The sequence below is a fragment of the Micromonospora coxensis genome (assembly GCF_900090295.1).
GTDB classification, from domain to species: Bacteria; Actinomycetota; Actinomycetes; order Mycobacteriales; family Micromonosporaceae; genus Micromonospora; species Micromonospora coxensis.
Genome location: NZ_LT607753.1, coordinates 1,373,052 through 1,389,182, shown reverse-complemented (window position 1 = coordinate 1,389,182; position 16,131 = coordinate 1,373,052). Strand labels below are relative to the sequence as shown.

Annotated in this window: 13 protein-coding genes; 5 read left to right on the top strand and 8 right to left on the bottom strand. The window is 73.9% G+C overall.

The window, feature by feature from the left end; genetic code table 11:
- Positions 1 to 39: 39 nt before the first annotated feature.
- The 5 genes from GA0070614_RS06110 to GA0070614_RS06090 form a co-directional block, all read right to left on the bottom strand.
- Positions 40 to 957 (bottom strand): amidohydrolase family protein, encoded by a 918-nt coding sequence (locus GA0070614_RS06110; RefSeq protein ID WP_088975036.1) that lies wholly within the window; start codon positions 955 to 957, stop codon positions 40 to 42.
- Positions 954 to 1,763, bottom strand: coding sequence for a metal-dependent hydrolase (locus GA0070614_RS06105; protein WP_088975035.1), 810 nt, complete (start codon positions 1,761 to 1,763; stop codon positions 954 to 956). The genes GA0070614_RS06110 and GA0070614_RS06105 overlap by 4 nt, the downstream gene beginning before the upstream one ends.
- A gap of 175 nt (positions 1,764 to 1,938) precedes the next feature.
- Positions 1,939 to 3,777, bottom strand: a complete 1,839-nt coding sequence (locus GA0070614_RS06100) for a serine/threonine-protein kinase (RefSeq protein WP_231933555.1) — start codon at positions 3,775 to 3,777, stop codon at positions 1,939 to 1,941.
- Positions 3,778 to 3,850: 73 nt separating this feature from the next.
- Entirely contained in the window at positions 3,851 to 5,182 is a 1,332-nt protein-coding gene (locus GA0070614_RS06095) for a glycosyltransferase family 4 protein (protein WP_172892379.1), read from the bottom strand.
- 140 nt (positions 5,183 to 5,322) lie between these two features.
- Entirely contained in the window at positions 5,323 to 7,263 is a 1,941-nt protein-coding gene (locus GA0070614_RS06090) for an amylo-alpha-1,6-glucosidase (protein ID WP_088975033.1), read from the bottom strand.
- Between the two features lie 45 nt (positions 7,264 to 7,308).
- Between GA0070614_RS06090 and GA0070614_RS06085 the strand changes: the two genes are divergently transcribed.
- From GA0070614_RS06085 to GA0070614_RS06070, 4 genes are all read left to right on the top strand, one after another.
- Positions 7,309 to 10,017 (top strand): MGH1-like glycoside hydrolase domain-containing protein, encoded by a 2,709-nt coding sequence (locus tag GA0070614_RS06085; protein WP_088975032.1) that lies wholly within the window; start codon positions 7,309 to 7,311, stop codon positions 10,015 to 10,017.
- Positions 10,018 to 10,147: 130 nt separating this feature from the next.
- Positions 10,148 to 10,741: a TetR/AcrR family transcriptional regulator gene (locus GA0070614_RS06080; protein ID WP_088979257.1), complete on the top strand. Its 594-nt coding sequence runs from the start codon at positions 10,148 to 10,150 to the stop codon at positions 10,739 to 10,741.
- A gap of 54 nt (positions 10,742 to 10,795) precedes the next feature.
- A complete protein-coding gene (locus GA0070614_RS06075) occupies positions 10,796 to 11,494 on the top strand; it encodes an HAD family hydrolase (protein WP_088975031.1) in 699 nt (232 codons plus the stop codon).
- 28 nt (positions 11,495 to 11,522) lie between these two features.
- Positions 11,523 to 12,314, top strand: a complete 792-nt coding sequence (locus GA0070614_RS06070; protein WP_088975030.1) for a DUF4184 family protein — start codon at positions 11,523 to 11,525, stop codon at positions 12,312 to 12,314.
- A 502-nt stretch (positions 12,315 to 12,816) separates the two neighbouring features.
- Here the strand turns inward: GA0070614_RS06070 and GA0070614_RS06065 are convergent.
- The 3 genes from GA0070614_RS06065 to GA0070614_RS06055 all read right to left on the bottom strand — a co-directional run bounded on the left by GA0070614_RS06065 (position 12,817) and on the right by GA0070614_RS06055 (position 14,486).
- The gene (locus GA0070614_RS06065; protein ID WP_088975029.1) at positions 12,817 to 13,092 is read right to left on the bottom strand and encodes a hypothetical protein; all 276 of its coding nucleotides are present in this window, start codon (positions 13,090 to 13,092) and stop codon (positions 12,817 to 12,819) included.
- A 47-nt stretch (positions 13,093 to 13,139) separates the two neighbouring features.
- The gene (locus GA0070614_RS06060; RefSeq protein WP_088975028.1) at positions 13,140 to 13,571 is read right to left on the bottom strand and encodes a RusA family crossover junction endodeoxyribonuclease; all 432 of its coding nucleotides are present in this window, start codon (positions 13,569 to 13,571) and stop codon (positions 13,140 to 13,142) included.
- A 210-nt stretch (positions 13,572 to 13,781) separates the two neighbouring features.
- Positions 13,782 to 14,486: a VOC family protein gene (locus tag GA0070614_RS06055; RefSeq protein ID WP_088975027.1), complete on the bottom strand. Its 705-nt coding sequence runs from the start codon at positions 14,484 to 14,486 to the stop codon at positions 13,782 to 13,784.
- A gap of 326 nt (positions 14,487 to 14,812) precedes the next feature.
- Between GA0070614_RS06055 and GA0070614_RS06050 the strand changes: the two genes are divergently transcribed.
- Complete coding sequence (locus GA0070614_RS06050) at positions 14,813 to 16,102, top strand: ABC transporter substrate-binding protein (protein WP_088975026.1); 1,290 nt, start codon at positions 14,813 to 14,815, stop codon at positions 16,100 to 16,102.
- Positions 16,103 to 16,131 lie beyond the last annotated feature (29 nt).

Genomic DNA, 16,131 nt, shown 5'->3' with positions numbered 1-16,131 from the left:
CGTCCGGGCCGCCGGTCGCCGCCACCCCGGCGGCGCGGGTCAGGAGGCCGGCCCTGCCGGTTGGTCCAGGTCGAACAGGGCGGCGGCGCTGTCCCAGCACACCGCGCGCAGCCAGTCGTCGCCCAGGTCGAGCCGGGCCAGCCCGGCCAACTGCTCGGCGTACGGGTAGGGGATGTTCGGGAAGTCGCTGCCCAGCAGCACCTTGCCGGCCAGACCCAGCTCGCGCAGCCGGGGCAGTTCGGCGGCGGGGAACGGCACGAACCGGTCGAAGAACGGGGTGAACGCCATCGTGGTGTCCAGCCGGACCCGCTCGTGCCGTTCGGCCAGGGCCAGGAAGGCGGTGTGGTCGGGCGCGCCGAGGTGCGCCACGATCGCGGCGAGGCGGGGGTGCCGGGCCATCAGCGCGGCGAAGCCGTCCGGCCCGGTGTGCGCGGTGCCCACCGGCGCGTGCCCGACGTGGACGACCACCGGCGTGCCGGCCTCGGCGAGCAGCCCCCACACCGGGTCCAGCGCCGGGTCGGTCGGGGCGAAACCGCCGACCTGGACGTGCACCTTGAACAGCCGGGCGCCGGCCGCCAGCGCGTCGGCGACGTAGCCGGGGGCCTCCGGCTCGGGGAAGAACGTCGCCGAGGGCAGGCAGCCGGGGGTGCGTCGGGCGAAGTCCAGCGTCCAGCGGTTCAGCTCCGCCGCCATGCCCGGCTTGTGCGGGTACGCCAGCGCGCCGAACGCCCGTACGCCCATCCGGTGCAGGTGCGCGACCCGTTCGGCGTCGCTCCACCGGTACCGGATCGGCCACTCGGTGCCGAGCAGTGGCCCGGCCGCGTCGAAGTACGCCCAGACCCGGCGCAGCAGCCGGGGCGGCAGGAAGTGCACGTGCACGTCGGCGAGGCCGGGCAGCCCGAGTCCGCGCCAGAACGCGGGCACGGCCTCGTCGTCGGCCGGGAGGTGGTGGCTCACACCTCGATGTTGAAGCGTTGCAGCACCGACGGCGCGACCAGGCCCACCGCGGCGAGCACCGAGAGCACGGTCAGCGCGGTGCGCAGCACGACCACCTCCGCCTTGCTGCCGGTGCGCAGCGCGATGCCGTTCGGCAGGCCGACCATCAGCCACATCCGGCGCTTGATCGGGATGGGCCAGAGGATGGGCACGCCGGCCTTGGTGATCATGTCGCCGAGGATGTGCGTAAAGCAGCCCACCCCGACGGCCAGCCCGATCATCGGGTAGCCCCGGTCGCCGGGCAGGTTGGCGAAGGTGTACCAGGCGGCGGCGGCCGAGGCGAGGGTGACGATCACCCAGCCGGCCCGCTCCGCCCACTTGTCGAACAGGCCGCGCAGGGCCAGCCCGATCATGAAGAACAAGATGCCCACCACGGCCCACTTGCCGTACGCCGTGCAGAGCGCCGTGGTGCCCCAGCCGACCAGCGCGGTGAACGGCAGGGTGTGGGTCAGGGTGCGGTGGCCGTTGTTGCGGCGCGGGTCCCGGCTGAGCTTCGTGGCGTAGTAGACGCCGAGCGAGATCTTCTCCATCACCTCGGCGATGAAGAGCGAGAAGACGCCGAAGGTGCGGGCCACCGTCGCGCCACCCTGGTTGCGGGTGACCTTGCCGGAGAGGTCGAGGTCGGGGAAGAGGGCGCCACCGGCGCAGACCGCCGTGCCGACCGCCAGCGCCAGCGGGGACTGGTGGTAGTCGGCGAAGTGGTCCAGTGCCCACGAGCCGGTCAACCACACCGCCGCGCCGGACAGCGCGTGGGACGGACCCATCATGTCGCCTCGCCCTCCCCAGTCCCTTGATCGACAAAACTACGCCACTGTGTCAGAGCCGCCGCCGAGGGGCAATCACCCGGACGGTCCACAGGGGAGGGTGGCGTCCGGCGGGCGGCCGGCGCCTGCCGGACCATCAGGAAGTATGTCGCGTCGACCGGCCCGCCGAGCCGCTGTGTCAACCTTGGGACGCAGTCGTGTCAGGTCGGCGGGACCCTCCGGCGGAGCGGTCGTGGAAGCTCTGCCGCGCCACGGTCAGCTGCCCGACGGAGGCGTCCCAGTCCCGGTCCGCCGCGCTCCAGGTCAGGATCCAGCCGCCGGCCTGATCGCCGGGGAGCAGCCGCAGCGCGTGCTCACGTTCGCCGAACGGGGTCGTCCACCGGCACTCCCAGCCGACGTCCCGGCCGCCGACGTCGCCGAGCCGCAGCTCTTCGTACCCGGGCAGGGTGCCCGCCTCGACCTGGCGTCGCTGCTCGGCCCGCAGGAACGCCTTCCGGTCGACGAGGTCGGCCGTCATCGGGGTGATGCTCAGCGTGCGGCGGCTGGCCGGGTCGCGGAAGCAGGTGGCGCCGTGGTCCTGGGAGCGCAGCCAGCCGACCGGGACGGCGACGCGCCAGCCCTGCTCGGTCTGCCAGGTCCAGCCCGACGGTGGCCGGTAGCCGTCGTGGTCGCCGACCGGCGCGGCGGTGACCGGGTCGCCGAACGCGTAGGGCCGCAGGCACGGGAAGGGCGGCGGGACCACCGGACGTCCCCCCGCGCCCGGAGGTGGCAGGGGCCGGCCGTCCCGGGATGGTGTCCGCTGCTCCTCGGGCAGCGACACGCTGGCGGGCGTCCGTACGGGCGTGTCGCCGTGGTCGTGGTCCACGAGGGCCAGCGCGGTCCCGACCCCGGTCGCCGCCGCCACCCCCAGCGCAATCCCCACCAGCGCCCAGCGCCGCCGGGGCGGCATCGGGGCGGCGGCCCGGGCCGGGGTGGCGTGGCCGTCCGGTCCCGCGCCCGCCGGCCGGTGCCCGGTGGTTCCGCCGTCCGGCGCAGGGACGGGCGGGCCGCCACCGACCCGCAACACGCCCGACGGCGCGAGGGCGTCCGCGTCGTCGGGGGCGCGCTCGGACGTGCCCGGCCACGCCGGCGGGGGCGTCGCCCCGGCCGCCGGGCGGGCGACGGGCAGCACCACTGTCGGAGGTTCGGTGTCGGACGGCGACGCCGGGCGCTCGGCGGCCAGCAGCCGCCGTTCGGCCTCGTCGTGCCCGATCCGCCGGCCGGGGTCGCGGCACAGCAGCCCGGTCAGCACCGGCGCCAGCGGACCGGCGTGCGGTGCGGGGTCCGGCGGCTCGGTGGCCAGCGCCGCCAGGGTGGCCATGGCGGTGCTGCGGGCGTACGGCGAGCGGCCCTCCACGGCGGCGTGCAGGGTGGCGCCCAGCGACCAGAGGTCCGCCTCCACGCTGGACACCCCCTCGGCCGCGCGCTCCGGGGCGACGAACTGGGGTGAGCCGAGCACCAGACCGGGCCGGGTGGTCAGACCGTCCCCGCCGTCGAAGGTGGCCAGTCCGAAGTCGGTGAGCATGATCCGCCCGTCGTGCGCCATCAGCACGTTCTGCGGCTTGACGTCACGGTGCAGCACCCCGGCGGCGTGCGCGGCGCGCAGCGCGGCCAGCAGCGCCCGCCCGATGCCGGCGGCCCGGACCGGGTCGACCGGACCGGTGCTGTCCAGGACGGCCTGCAACGTGCGGGAGGGGACGTACTCCATCACGATCCACGGGTGCTCGTCGACCCGGACGACGTCGTACAGCCGGACCACGTTGGGGTGGCTGAGCCGGGCCGCGGTGCGCGCCTCGCGCAGCGTCCGCAGCCGCAGCTCGTCGCGTTCGGACTCGGCCAGCCAGTGCGGCGGCAGGACCTCCTTGACCGCCACCTCGCGGTGCAGCACCTCGTCCCGCGCCCGCCAGACCCGACCCATCCCGCCCCGACCCACCAGCTCGACCAGACGGTACCGACCGGCGATCATCACGTGCTGCACCGCTCTCCTCACCCTCGGCCGACGTACACCGTAGCCAATGGATCGGGGCGGACCTATCGGTTGTCGGGACCGGTCAGCACGCGGCGCTGTCCATCGCCAGCAGGTTGCCCTCCGGGATGGCGATCCGGGGCCGGTCACCGCCGAGCAGCGTGGCGGCCCGGCGGGCCTGGAACGCGCCGTGCTCGCGGGCCGCGGCGGCGTAGCTGCCCGCGGTGCGGGCGGCGATGGTGGCCCAGCCGTACCGCTCGCCGACCATGGTGCGCGCGCGGCGGGCCACCCGCCGGGCGAACACCTCGTCGCCGAGCAGCCGGTCGACCGCGCCGGCCAGGGCGTCCGGGTCGCTGTGCGGGAAGGTCACCCCGGTCACGCCCGGCTCGACGATCTCGGCCAGCCCGCCGGTGTCGGCCACGGCGAGCGGCGCGCCGGCCGCGGCGGCCTCCAGCGCGATCATGCCGAACGGCTCGTAGAGGCTGGGCACGACGGTCGCGTCGGTGGCGGCCAGCACCGCCGGGAGCTGGGTGGAGTCCATGAAGCCGGCGAACCGGACGGTGTCGTCGAGGCGCAGCCGCCGGGCCTGGTCGACCAGTTCGTCGCGGTACGGCCCGTCGCCGGCGATCACCACCCGCAGGCCCGGGTGCCGGTCGCGCAGGTACGGCACCGCGTGCACCAGGTGCTGCACGCCCTTCTCGTAGACCAGCCGGCCGGCGTACCCGACCAGCGGGCCGTCGCCGGCGAACCGGGCGCGGGCGGAGGCGACGGCGCGCGGGCGGGCGTGCCAGGCCCGGTCGTCGACGCCGTTGGGCACCACGTCGACCCGGGCGGCCGGGACGTCGAAGAGCCGGGTGACCTGGTCGCGCATGTACCCGGAGCAGGCGATGACCCGGGCCGAGGCGTTGCTGATCCAGTGCTCGACGCCGTGGATGGTGCGGTTCATCTCCTCGGGCAGCCAGCCCTGGTGCCGGCCGGCCTCGGTGGCGTGGATGGTGGTGACCAGGGGCAGGTCGAGGTGCTCGGCGAGGGTGACCGCGGTGTGCGCGACCAGCCAGTCGTGGGCGTGGATCACGTCGTAGTCGCCGGACTCGGCGGCGCGCAGCGCGGCCCGGGTCAGGGTGTGGTTGAACGCCATCGTCCAGGCCAGCAGGGAGCCGGTGGCCAGCGGGAAGGTGACCGGGTCCTCGGCGGCCCGCAGGATGCGCACGCCGTCGGCGTACTCCTCCAGCGGGGCGCCCTCGGCGTGCCGGGTGACCACGGTGACCTCGTGCCCGGCGGCGGCCAGGGCCACCGACAGGGCGTGCACGTGCCGGCCGAGGCCGCCGACGAGCACCGGCGGGTACTCCCAGGACAGCATCAGCACGCGCTGGTGCCGGGCGGGGTGGATGTCGATCACGTCGGCGTCAGGTGACATGCGGCCCCCTTTGAGTTGTGTCCTGGGCGCGCGCGGTGCCACCGGCGAGGGAGGCGCCGTCCGTGCCCGGGGTCGGGGCCCATCCTGCCGAGCGCTGGATAACCAGCGGAGACGCGGTGATTGCCGGTGTGTAACGCCCCCTAGCCGGCCTTGTGGACGCGCAGCAGTTCGGCCACCGACCACGCCTGGAACGGGCAGCCGGTGGCGGCGTGCGGCGCGGTGCCGTCGGCCGTCTCGCTCACCGAGCCTAGGCCGAATTCCCCCAAATGTCCCACAAGACCCACCAGAAGGTCATCGGTGGGCAGTCCGGCCCGCCGGTACGCGTCGACGAACGGTCCGATCAGCCACGGCCACACGGTTCCCTGGTGGTAGGCGGTGTCCCGCTCCGCCGGCCCGCCCCGGTGCCGGGGTGCGAAGTCCGGCGAGTCGGGGGAGAGGCTGCGCGGCCCGAGCGGGGTGGACAGCCCACCCGCCACCCGCCGCAGCGTCGCCGGGTCCGGCTCCAGCGGGGCGTACGGCAACGACCAGGCCAGCAGCTGGTTGGGGCGGAGCAGGTCGTCGTCGTGGTGCGCCGCCCCACCCAGCGGGTAGGCCGGCGCGGGAGCGTCCACCACGTCGTGCAGCCAGCCGGCCGGCGCCGGGAACCGCCGCCGGAACGACTCGGTGGCCCGGGCGTGCAGCCGCCACAGCTCGGCGGCGTCCTGACCGGCCAGCTCGGTCAGCTCGGCCAGGCCGGCCAGCCCGTTGATCCAGAGCGCGTTGACCTCCACCGGCTTGCCGGTGCGCGGGGTCACCGGCGCCCCGTACACCCGGGCGTCCATCCAGGTCAGCGCGGTGCCCGGGGTGCCGCCCTGGGTGATCAACCCGTCGGCCGGATCGACCGCGATGCCGTACCGGGTGCCGGCCAGGTGCGCCCGGACCACCCCGTGCAGCGCCGGCAGCAGCTCGTCGCCCAGGTCGGTGTCGCCGGTGGCGGTGACGTGCCGGCTCACCGCGTGCAGGAACCACAGCGTCGCGTCGACCGTGTTGTACTCCACCCGCCCGGTGTCGGCGGTGTTGGCCAGCATCCCCTCCGACAGCGTCGCCGCGTACGACCGCAGCAGTTCCCGTCCCTCCTCGGCCCGGCCGGTGCAGAGGAACAACCCCTCGTACGAGGTCATGGTGTCCCGCGACCACGCGCCGAACCACGGGTAGCCGGCCACCACGTCCGGCCCGGCGCCGGTGCGCACCACGAACGCGTCGGCCGCCAGGGCCAGCGTCGCCCCGACCGGATCGGCCGGCTTCGCGGCGGCCACCACCGCCCGGTGCCGCGCCCGGGCCGCCGCCACCACCTCGGTCGCCGGCGGCGGCTGCTCGGCCAGGTCGTCGGCCCAGGCCAGCACCGACACGGTGTCGCCCGGGCGGTCCAGCGCGCCGGCGAACCGGCCGGCGTACCAGAGGTCCTCCTCCGGGTGCAGGCCCCGCGCGGCCTCCTCACGGTGGCGCACCCCCAGCCACCACTGCCCCTCGGGTCGCCAGTCCGGCCCGGACAGCCGGTACGAGCCCTCGATCACCGCCCCGCCGTCGACCGGCTCCATCCGGGGCGCCGGGCCGTCGGCACGGCGCTCGCCGTGCGCGTCGCGCCAGGTGCAGGCCGCCGAGAGCTCCAGCCGCACCGGACCCCCGGCGAGCAGCCGGTGCACCACCGCCACGCAGGAGCGGCCGTGCGTCATGGCCAGCTCCCGCTCGATCACCACGTCACCGATCCGCCACCGCCACCGGGGCAGCCCGTCGACCAGGTCGAAGCGCTCCAGCAGCTCGAAGCCGCGCGGGTCGACCGTCCCCGAGGACCACTCGTGCGCGCCGAGGCGCACCCGCGCGCCCGACGGCAGGGTGACCGCCGGGTCCAGGCTGACCAGCCCCACCCGGCGGGCCGCCGGGGTCTCGCCGGCGGTCACCAGCAGCCCGTGGTAGCGCCGGGTCCGCAGCCCGCTCACCGTGCCCATGGCGTACCCGCCCCGGCCGTCGGTGACCAGCCACTCCCGGGTCGTCCCGGTGGCCGGATCGGCGCAGACCTGAGGGCCGAAGGCAATCTCGATCAAGTGGTTTCCTCCCACTGCGGCGAGGTGTAACACGCCACGACGACAATGGCCGCTGTGGTGATGTACCCGGGCGGCGTCGAAGATGTGCAGGTGTTCACCGACAGTTCGCCCTCCGACGCACCGTCTCCCGACGCCGAGCGGCTCCGGCTCGCCCAGGCCGATGCCGGCGAGCAGGACTGGCGCGCATGGGGTCCCTATCTGTCCGAGCGGGCGTGGGGGACGGTACGGGAGGACTACAGCGAGCACGGTACGGCGTGGGACTACTTCCCCCACGACCACGCGCGGTCCCGAGCCTACCGGTGGAACGAGGACGGCATGGCGGGCGTCTGCGACGACCGGCAGACGTTCTGCTTCGCCCTCGCCCTCTGGAACGGCGTGGACCCGATCCTCAAGGAGCGGATGTTCGGCCTCGGCGGCGACGGCGGCAACCACGGCGAGGACGTCAAGGACTACTGGTGGTACGAGGACTCCACGCCGACCCACTCCTGGATGCGCTGGCGCTACCACTACCCGCAGGCCGCCTTCCCGTACGACGAGCTGGTCGCGGTCAACGCGCTGCGTGGCCGGGACGAGACCGAGTACGAGCTGGTCGACACGGGGATCTTCGACGACGACCGGTACTGGGCGGTGACCGTCGACTACGCCAAGGCGTCCCCGACCGACATGTGCATCGTGGTGACCGTCGCCAACCGGGGTGACGAGGCGGCCACCCTGCACGTGCTGCCGCACCTGTGGTTCCGCAACACCTGGGCCTGGGGGCTGCCCGGCGCCGACCGGGTGCCGAAGCTGGTCGGCGAGGGCTCCCGGCTGGTCGGCGAGCACTGGGTGCTCGGGCAGATCGTGCTGGAGGGCGACGGCACGCCCACGCCGCTGCTCTGCGACAACGACTCCAACGCCGAGCGGCTCTGGGGCCTGCCCGGGCGGTCGCCGTACCCGAAGGACGGCATCAACGACCACGTGGTCGCCGGCGCGGCCACGGTCAACCCGGACCGGGAGGGGACCAAGGGCGCGCTGCACTACGTCCTCGACGTGCCGGCCGGCGGGCAGCGGCAGATCCGGCTGCGGCTGACCCGCACCGCCCCGCCGCCCGGGAGCACCCCGCCGCCCCGGGCCGACCTGGCTGCCGGCTTCGACGCGGTCCTCTGGGCCCGCCGGGCCGAGGCGAACCGCTTCTTCGCCGGCATCGTCCCCACCGGGGCCAGCGCCGACGAGGCCCTGGTGGCCCGGCAGGGCATCGCCGGGCTGATGTGGGGCAAGCAGTTCTACCACTTCGACGTCAAGCGCTGGCTCGACGGCGACCCGGGCTCCGCCCCGCCGCCGCCCGGGCGGCGGCACGGGCGCAACAGCGCCTGGTGGCACATGACCAGCTTCGACGTGATCTCCATGCCCGACCCCTGGGAGTACCCCTGGTACGCGGCCTGGGACCTGGCCTTCCACTGCGTCAGCATCGCCCGGGTCGACCCGGGCTTCGCCAAGGCGCAGCTGCTGCTCCTGCTGCGCGAGTGGTACCTGCACCCCAACGGGCAGATCCCGGCGTACGAGTGGGCGTTCGGCGACGTCAACCCGCCGGTGCACGCCTGGGCGGCGCTGAAGGTGTTCGAGATCGACGGCAGCCGGGACCACGAGTTCCTCGCCCGGGTGATGCACAAGCTGCTGCTCAACTTCACCTGGTGGGTCAACCGCAAGGACACCGGCGGCAACAACGTCTTCGAGGGCGGCTTCCTCGGGCTGGACAACGTCGGCCCGTTCGACCGCTCCGCCGCACTGCCGGTGGCCGGGGTGCTGGAGCAGTCCGACGGCACCGGCTGGATGGCCATGTACGCGCTCAACCTGCTCGACATGGCCATCGTGCTGGCCGAGCACGACCACGCGTACGTCGACACCGCCACCAAGTTCTTCGAGCACTTCGCGTACATCGCCGCGGCGGCGTACGAGCAGGGGCTCTGGGACGACGAGGACGCCTTCTTCTACGACGTGCTGCGGCTGGCCGACGGCAGCCGGGTGCCGTTGAAGGTCCGCTCGGTGGTCGGGCTGCTGCCGCTGGCCGCCACCACCCGGCTCAGCGTGCGTACCCTGCACCGGCTGCCCGAGCTGGGGGCCCGCCTGCGCTGGTTCCTCAGCCAGCGGCCGGAGTACGCCGACGTGATCGGCGCCCGCCGGATCGGCCCGGACGGGCGGCAGCAGCGGCTGCTGTCCATGGTCGGCCCGGAGCAGGTGGTCCGCCTGCTCGCCCGGATGCTCGACACCGACGAGTTCCTCTCCGAGTACGGCCTGCGCACGCTGAGCCGGGCCCACCTCGAGGAGCCGTTCTCGGTCACCCTCGGCGGGGCCGAGTTCAGCGTCGGCTACGAGCCGGCCGAGTCCACCAGCGGCCTGTTCGGGGGCAACTCCAACTGGCGCGGACCGATCTGGATGCCGACGAACTTCCTGCTGATCAGCGCGCTGCGCGACTACGCCGCGTTCTTCGGCGACGACCTCCAGGTCGAGTACCCGACCCGCTCCGGGCGCAAGTGCACCCTCGACCAGATCGCCGACGACCTCTCCGCCCGGCTGATCTCGCTGTTCACCCGGGACGGCTGGGGCCGGCGGCCGATCTACGGCGCCGCCCAGCTCTTCCAGACCCACCCGGACTGGCGGGACCTGATCTGCTTCCCGGAGTACTTCCACGGCGACAACGGCGCCGGCCTGGGGGCCTGGCACCAGACCGGCTGGACGGCCCTGGTCGTCGACCTCATCCTCACCCTCCGCCGCTGACGGGTGAGGCTGCCCGGGACGCCCGCTCCGGCGGTCGGGCCGCCACCGCGGCCGGGGTGACGGCCCGACCGACAGTCGACAATCCGTCGCGAGCCGGTCGCCGTGGGTGCGGATCGCTAGCATCGACGAGATGTCGCCGACAGACGGAGCAGACGCCGGGACGGCCGACCAGGACCGCGTCGTCGCGGTCGCCCGGCAGTTGGCCGAGGCCGAGGGGTGGGCGGCGGTGACCCGTCGCCGGTTGGCCGAGCGGACCGGCACCGACATCGAGGCCCTGTACCGCCAGTTCCCGGACCCGGCCGAACTGGTGGAGACCGTCGCGCTGGGCGGCTTCACCGACCTCGCCGCCGCGCTGGCCGCCGCCCGCTCCGCCGCGGGCGACGACGGTGGCTGGCCGGCCGTGGTGACCGCCTACCTGGACTTCGCCTACGCCAACCCCGAGGTGTACGACGCGATGCTCGCGCACACCCCGGACCTCACCCTCGGTCGCGACCCGACGCCGGGGGCGCCCCGGGCGGTCTTCGCCGAGCTGCGCGCGGCCCTGGCGCCGATGGCCGCCGGACGCGACCCGGACACGCTCGCCGAGGTGGGCTGGGCGCTGCTGCACGGCACGGTCATGCTGACCCGGGGTGGCCGGCTGCGCCCGGACACGCAGGAACAGCGCGAGCAGATGATCGCGGTCGGGCTGCTCGCCCGGGGGGCGGGTCCGACGGAACCCGGATGACCGGGCCGACGGCGCGCAGTAGCGTGGCGCCGAACGCCTGACCGGGAGGGACCGATGGAACAGCGCCGGGACGCGGCGGTGCTCGTCTTCGACGCCGACGACACGCTCTGGGAGAACAACGTCGTGTTCGAGCGGGTGATCGACGACTTCCTGGACTGGCTCGCCCATCCCACGCTCGACCGGGCCGAGATCCGCGCCGTCCTGGACGACATCGAGCGGGCCAACGCCGTCGTGCACGGGTACGGCAGCAAGGTCTTCCTGCGCAGCCTGGGCGAGTGCCTGGAGCGGCTGCGGGAGCGCCCGGCCACCGAGCGGGAGCGCCGGGAGATCGACGAACTGGCCGCCGCGCTGATCGCCCACCAGGTCGAGCTGATGCCCGGCGTCGCGGACACCCTCGACGCCCTCGCCGGCCGGTACGAGCTGCTGCTGCTGACCAAGGGCGAGCGGGAGGAGCAGCAGCGCAAGCTCGACGCGTGCGGCCTGCTGCACCACTTCGACGCCGCGCACATCGTGCCGGAGAAGGACGTGGCGACCTACCGGTGGCTGATCGGCGAGCACGCCTTCGAGCCGGGGCGCTCCTGGATGATCGGCAACTCCCCGAGGTCGGACATCCTGCCGGCCCGGGCGGCCGGGATGAACGCGGTCCTCATCCCGAACGACAACACCTGGGTGCTCGAACACGACGAACTCGACCCGGACGACTCCGGGGTGTTGGTGCTGAAGGAGTTCACCGACCTGCTTCGGCACTTCTGAGCGGCCCGCGCCGGGTAACGTCCGGCTCGTGCCCCTGACCTTCCCGTCGCACCTGGCGCCGGTGCTGCCGCTGAAACTGTGGCGACCGCACTGGTTCGACGGGGTGGCGCTGGCCACCGGCGCGGTGGCGCCGGACGTGGCGTACCTGTTCAGCGGCACCCGTCTCGACCTGGGCATGCGGCCCCACACGCTGGGCGGGTTGCTGTGGTGGTGCCTGCCGGTGGCGCTGGCGTACGCCTGGATCGTCCGTCGGGTCGTCGCCGGTGTCGCCGTGCACCTGCCGGCCCGGCGGGTCTTCGCCTGGTGCGACTACGCGGCGCTCGGCACGGTCCGCCATCCCTGGCAGGTCACCGTATGCTCGGTGCTGATCGGCGCGTTCAGCCATGTGGCCTGGGACCGGGTCATGCACACCGAACGGTGGCTGCGCCTGGTCGGGGTGCGGGACTTCCACGCGGCCACCGGTGTGCACTGGTGGACGGCCTCGGACCTGGTCGGCAGCGCCGTCGGCGGCGTCGTCGTGCTGGCGCTGGCGTGGCGGGCGGCGCGCCGCGGGCAGATCTTCGACGGGGTCCGCCCACCGGCGCCGCCGGCCCGGCCGGCCGCCTTCTGGGGCGCGGCGCTCGTCGTCACCGGCGTCGGGGCGGCGGTGCTGCCCGGCCTGCCGTCCGCCGCCGTCCCCGGGCCCGCCGGGGTACGGCTGCTGCACCTGGTGGCGCTCGCCTCGATCGTCGGGGCGTGGTGGGCGGGAGCGCTCTCCGCCGCCCCGCCGGCGGGTGAGCAGACGGATCACTTCGAGGGGAAACAGCGTCAGGCCGGCTGACGACGTTACGTGGACATGCCGCAATTCAGAATTGGTGTCAATCACATTCCCCAGGGCCCCGGAATGCTTGTCCGGCCGGCCCTCGGCTGCCTAACCTGGGCGCGCGTTCGCGGCTCTTCGGGGTGAGTCGCCGAACGCGCCGAAGTCCGGTAGTTGGGCACCGTGGAGCTGAGTGCAGGCGGGCCGGCTCGCCGAGATGGGCCCGGCGTGAGCGGCGTGCCACGCCCGCCGCGCCCATCGGCGAATTCCGCTACCACGCCGGACGGCTGGCGGTCAGGACCGGGGAGTTGCGGACCCGGTCCTGACCCGCCGGCACAATTGTCGCCGGTGCCGGTCCGATCCCCGGGAAACAGAAGCGTCGCCCGCCCCGCCCGCGTTACATCGGCCCGCCGTAATTGTGGATCGCCATTTCGCGGCCGCCGGAAAGCGCCCGGGCGCGCACATCCTCGGAATGGCACCGACCACGCCGGCAGCGGGCCGGCGTGGTCGGTCCACGCGTGGGTCAGGAGAGCTCGCCGCGCACGATCGCCACCGCCACCCGGCAGAACTCGTCCATGTCCGGGGTGAACCCGGCGGCGATGTCGGGGTGCAGGCCCGAGCGGGTCTCGTCGAGCAACCGCTGGCAGACCTGCTCGACCGGCTCCCCGGCGTAGCTGGCGCGGACCCGGTCCGTGGCCGCCTGCAAAGCCGAGGTCAGCTGGTCCTCCAACGGGCCGCGCAGCTTCTGCTGCACCGGGTCCAGCCCGCGCGGGTCCAACGTGACATGTGGCTCCGACATCGGCGCTCCCTTCGTCGGCGTCCGCGATACCCCATCGCGGGCGACGGTCAAACCACGACCGGTACGGCGGCCACCCGCACCTGGTACGAGAAGTCCTCCGCGGGCTCCTCGACGTACGACAGTCGCCGGATCTGCCGGTCGTCGTCGTAGAGCGCGACGTCGACCAGGACGCCGAGGTGGGCCAGCCCGATGTTGGCGACCCGCTTCTTGTCCTGGAGCACCGCGCACACCCCGCCGAGCAGGGTGCTGGCGTCCGAGGTGCGGTGCCCGGGCGGGCAGCGCAGGATCAGGTCGACCTCGACCGGCCCGGACAGCGGCGTCCAGCCGGTGCGCTGGGCCGCGGCACAGGCCGCCTGGAGCAGGGCGCGGACCCTCGTCGCCTGCCGGTGTCCGGCGGCGAAGATGGACAGCGCCTCGGTCTTGACCGGTGGCAGGCCGCTCACCTCGAACGTCAGGGCGAGAGCGCGGGTGTCCTGCACGACGGCACCTCCTCGTTGGTGACGATCCTGCCCAACCGGTGGAACGGCAGAGGGGAGTTCGCGCGAGAACCAACCGATCGGGCGGGCTGGGGGTCTGCCGGAGGCGTATCGACTTCGACGGCGACGCGCTGGCGGGGGAGCTGACCTGACGCTAGTCCACCGGGCGGGCGCAGGGTAGCCCCACCACGCCCACCTGGTGGGACACGCCGGTCAGGTCGTGGGGCGTGGGCGGAAGGCGCAGAACTCGTTGCCCTCCGGGTCGGCCAGCACCCACCAGCCGATCCGCTCGTCCGGCTCGCGCAGCAGCGTCGCGCCGGCCGAGATCAGCGCGGTGGCGTCCGGGCCGGTCAGTTCCACGTCCCAGTGCACCCGGTTCTTCACCCGCTTGCGCTCCGGCACCGGGTCGAACACCCAGCGCTCCCAGGGGAAACCGGCGGCGTCGGTCACCGACGCGGGCCCCTCCGGGGAGGTCTCCACCGTCCCGCCCGTCACGCCGGCCCACCAGCTCGCCTGGGCGACCGGGTCGGCGCTCTCCACCACCAGCCGGAAGACGCCGGGCCGGGCGTCCCCGCGGCGGGCGAAGGCGCGGAACTGGTTGCCCTCCGGGTCGGCCAGCACCCACCAGTCGATCTCGGTGTCCGGCTCGCGGACCAGTCGCGCGCCGGCCGCCGACAGCCCCTGTGGACCGGTGTCGGCCAACCGGAGGTCCAGGTGCACCCGGGTCCTGCCGGTGCGCGGCTCGGGTACCCGGTTCACCCAGATCGACTCGGCGGACGGGCCGGCGGCGCGCGGGTCGATCCGGGCGTCCCCGTCGCCGGTGTCGACGAGGTCGCCGTCGAGCAGGTCGGCCCAGAACCCGCCGAGCGCGTGGGGGTCGGCGGCGTCCATGCACAGGTCCTTGAAGCGCGCGATCATCGCCTCATCATGCCGGGCGGGTGCGCCGTCGCGCCGTCGCGCGCGAGCCGGCCCGCCATCCGGCACCCACCCCCTGCCCCGACGCCGAACTCGACTCCGTCGCCCGGCGCGGATCCGTCGCCCGGCGGTGATCCGGGCCACAGTGCGGGCTGTCGGTCCGGTCTCCTGTCGGCCAGGTTTCGCGACTTCGCAGGTCGGGCAGTGTAGGCGCACGAAACGTCCGGGGCAGGGGATCTCCGCAACCTGATCCTCCCCGGAGACGTTCCGCCGTGCGCCGGGGCACGGGTGTCTTCCCCGGTCTATCGCCGAAGAAGAGGGGGAGGGCGATGACGAGGGACCCCGAAGCGACCCGACATCGGCGCCGCCCGGGTGTGCGGGTCGGCGCGGCCGCGGCCGCGCTGGCGCTGCTCGCGCCGCTGGCCGCGTGCGGCTCCGGTGACGAGGGCGGTACGCCCACCATCAACCTGTACTACCCGCCGGAGCAGAACCTGCAGAAGGTGGTCGACGACTGCAACGCGCAGGCGCAGGGCCGCTACCGGATCGCGTACCGGGTGCTGCCCCGGCAGGCCGACGACCAGCGGGTGCAGCTGGTCCGCCGGCTCGCCGCCGAGGACAGCGGCATGGACGTGCTCGGCCTGGACGTCACCTGGACCCAGGAGTTCGCCAGCGCGGACTGGATCCGCGAGTGGACCGGCCAGGACAAGGCCGAGGTGGAGCAGGGGACGCTCAGCGGCCCGCTGGACACCGCCCGCTACGAGGGCCGGCTCTACGGCGCGCCGAAGAACACCAACGTCCAGCTGCTCTGGTACCGCACCGACCTGGTGCCCGAGGCGCCGAAGACCTGGGACGACATGATCAAGGTGGCCCAGGACCTCAAGGGGCAGGGCAAGCCGTACCAGGTGCTCACCATGGGCGCCCAGTACGAGGGCCTGGTCGTCCTCTACAACACCCTGGCCGAGAGCGCCGGCGGCAAGATCCTCAGCGACGACGGCAAGCAGGCCGTGATGGACGAGGGCACCGTCAAGGCGCTCGACCAGCTCAAGCGGTTCGCCACGTCGGGCGTGACGTCGCCGTCGTTCAGCAACGCCACCGAGGACCCGGTCCGGCTGGAGTTCCAGTCCGGCGACGGCGCGTTCCAGGTCAACTGGCCCTTCGTCTACCCGGCGTTGCAGGAGGCCGATCCGGAGCTGGCGAAGAAGGTCAAGTGGGCGCGGGTGCCGGGCATCGACGCGAACACCCCCAGCAAGGTCACCATCGGCGGGGTGAACATGGCCGTCAGCGCGTACTCCAAGTACCCGACGGAGTCCTTCGAGGCGGCCCGGTGCATCCGCAACGAGAAGAACCAGAAGTTCTCCGCGATCAACGACGGCGTGCCGCCGACCATCGAGAAGGTCTACGACGACCCGGAGATGGCCGAGGCGTACCCGATGAAGGAGACCATCCTGGAGGAGCTGAAGGAGCCGGCGGTCCGACCGCTGACCCCGGCGTACCAGAGCATCTCCACGGTGATGTCGGCGATCCTGTCGCCGCCCTCGGCGATCGAGCCGGAGCGGACCGCCGACGACCTGCGTCAGGCCATCGCCGACGCCCTGGAGTCGAAGGGGGTCCTGCCGTGACCGCCCACCGCCCCGTGCCGGCCCGCACC

Excerpts from the sequence above, each read along its gene's own strand:
- GA0070614_RS06105 (WP_088975035.1), bottom strand. The coding sequence starts at position 1,763 with ATGATGGGTCCGTCCCACGCGCTGTCCGGCGCGGCGGTGTGGTTGACC.
- GA0070614_RS06050 (WP_088975026.1), top strand. The coding sequence starts at position 14,813 with ATGACGAGGGACCCCGAAGCGACCCGACATCGGCGCCGCCCGGGTGTG.
- GA0070614_RS06085 (WP_088975032.1), top strand. The coding sequence starts at position 7,309 with ATGGCCGCTGTGGTGATGTACCCGGGCGGCGTCGAAGATGTGCAGGTG.
- GA0070614_RS06095 (WP_172892379.1), bottom strand. The coding sequence starts at position 5,182 with ATGTCACCTGACGCCGACGTGATCGACATCCACCCCGCCCGGCACCAG.
- GA0070614_RS06055 (WP_088975027.1), bottom strand. The coding sequence starts at position 14,486 with ATGATCGCGCGCTTCAAGGACCTGTGCATGGACGCCGCCGACCCCCAC.
- GA0070614_RS06080 (WP_088979257.1), top strand. The coding sequence starts at position 10,148 with ATGTCGCCGACAGACGGAGCAGACGCCGGGACGGCCGACCAGGACCGC.
- GA0070614_RS06065 (WP_088975029.1), bottom strand. The coding sequence starts at position 13,092 with ATGTCGGAGCCACATGTCACGTTGGACCCGCGCGGGCTGGACCCGGTG.
- GA0070614_RS06075 (WP_088975031.1), top strand. The coding sequence starts at position 10,796 with ATGGAACAGCGCCGGGACGCGGCGGTGCTCGTCTTCGACGCCGACGAC.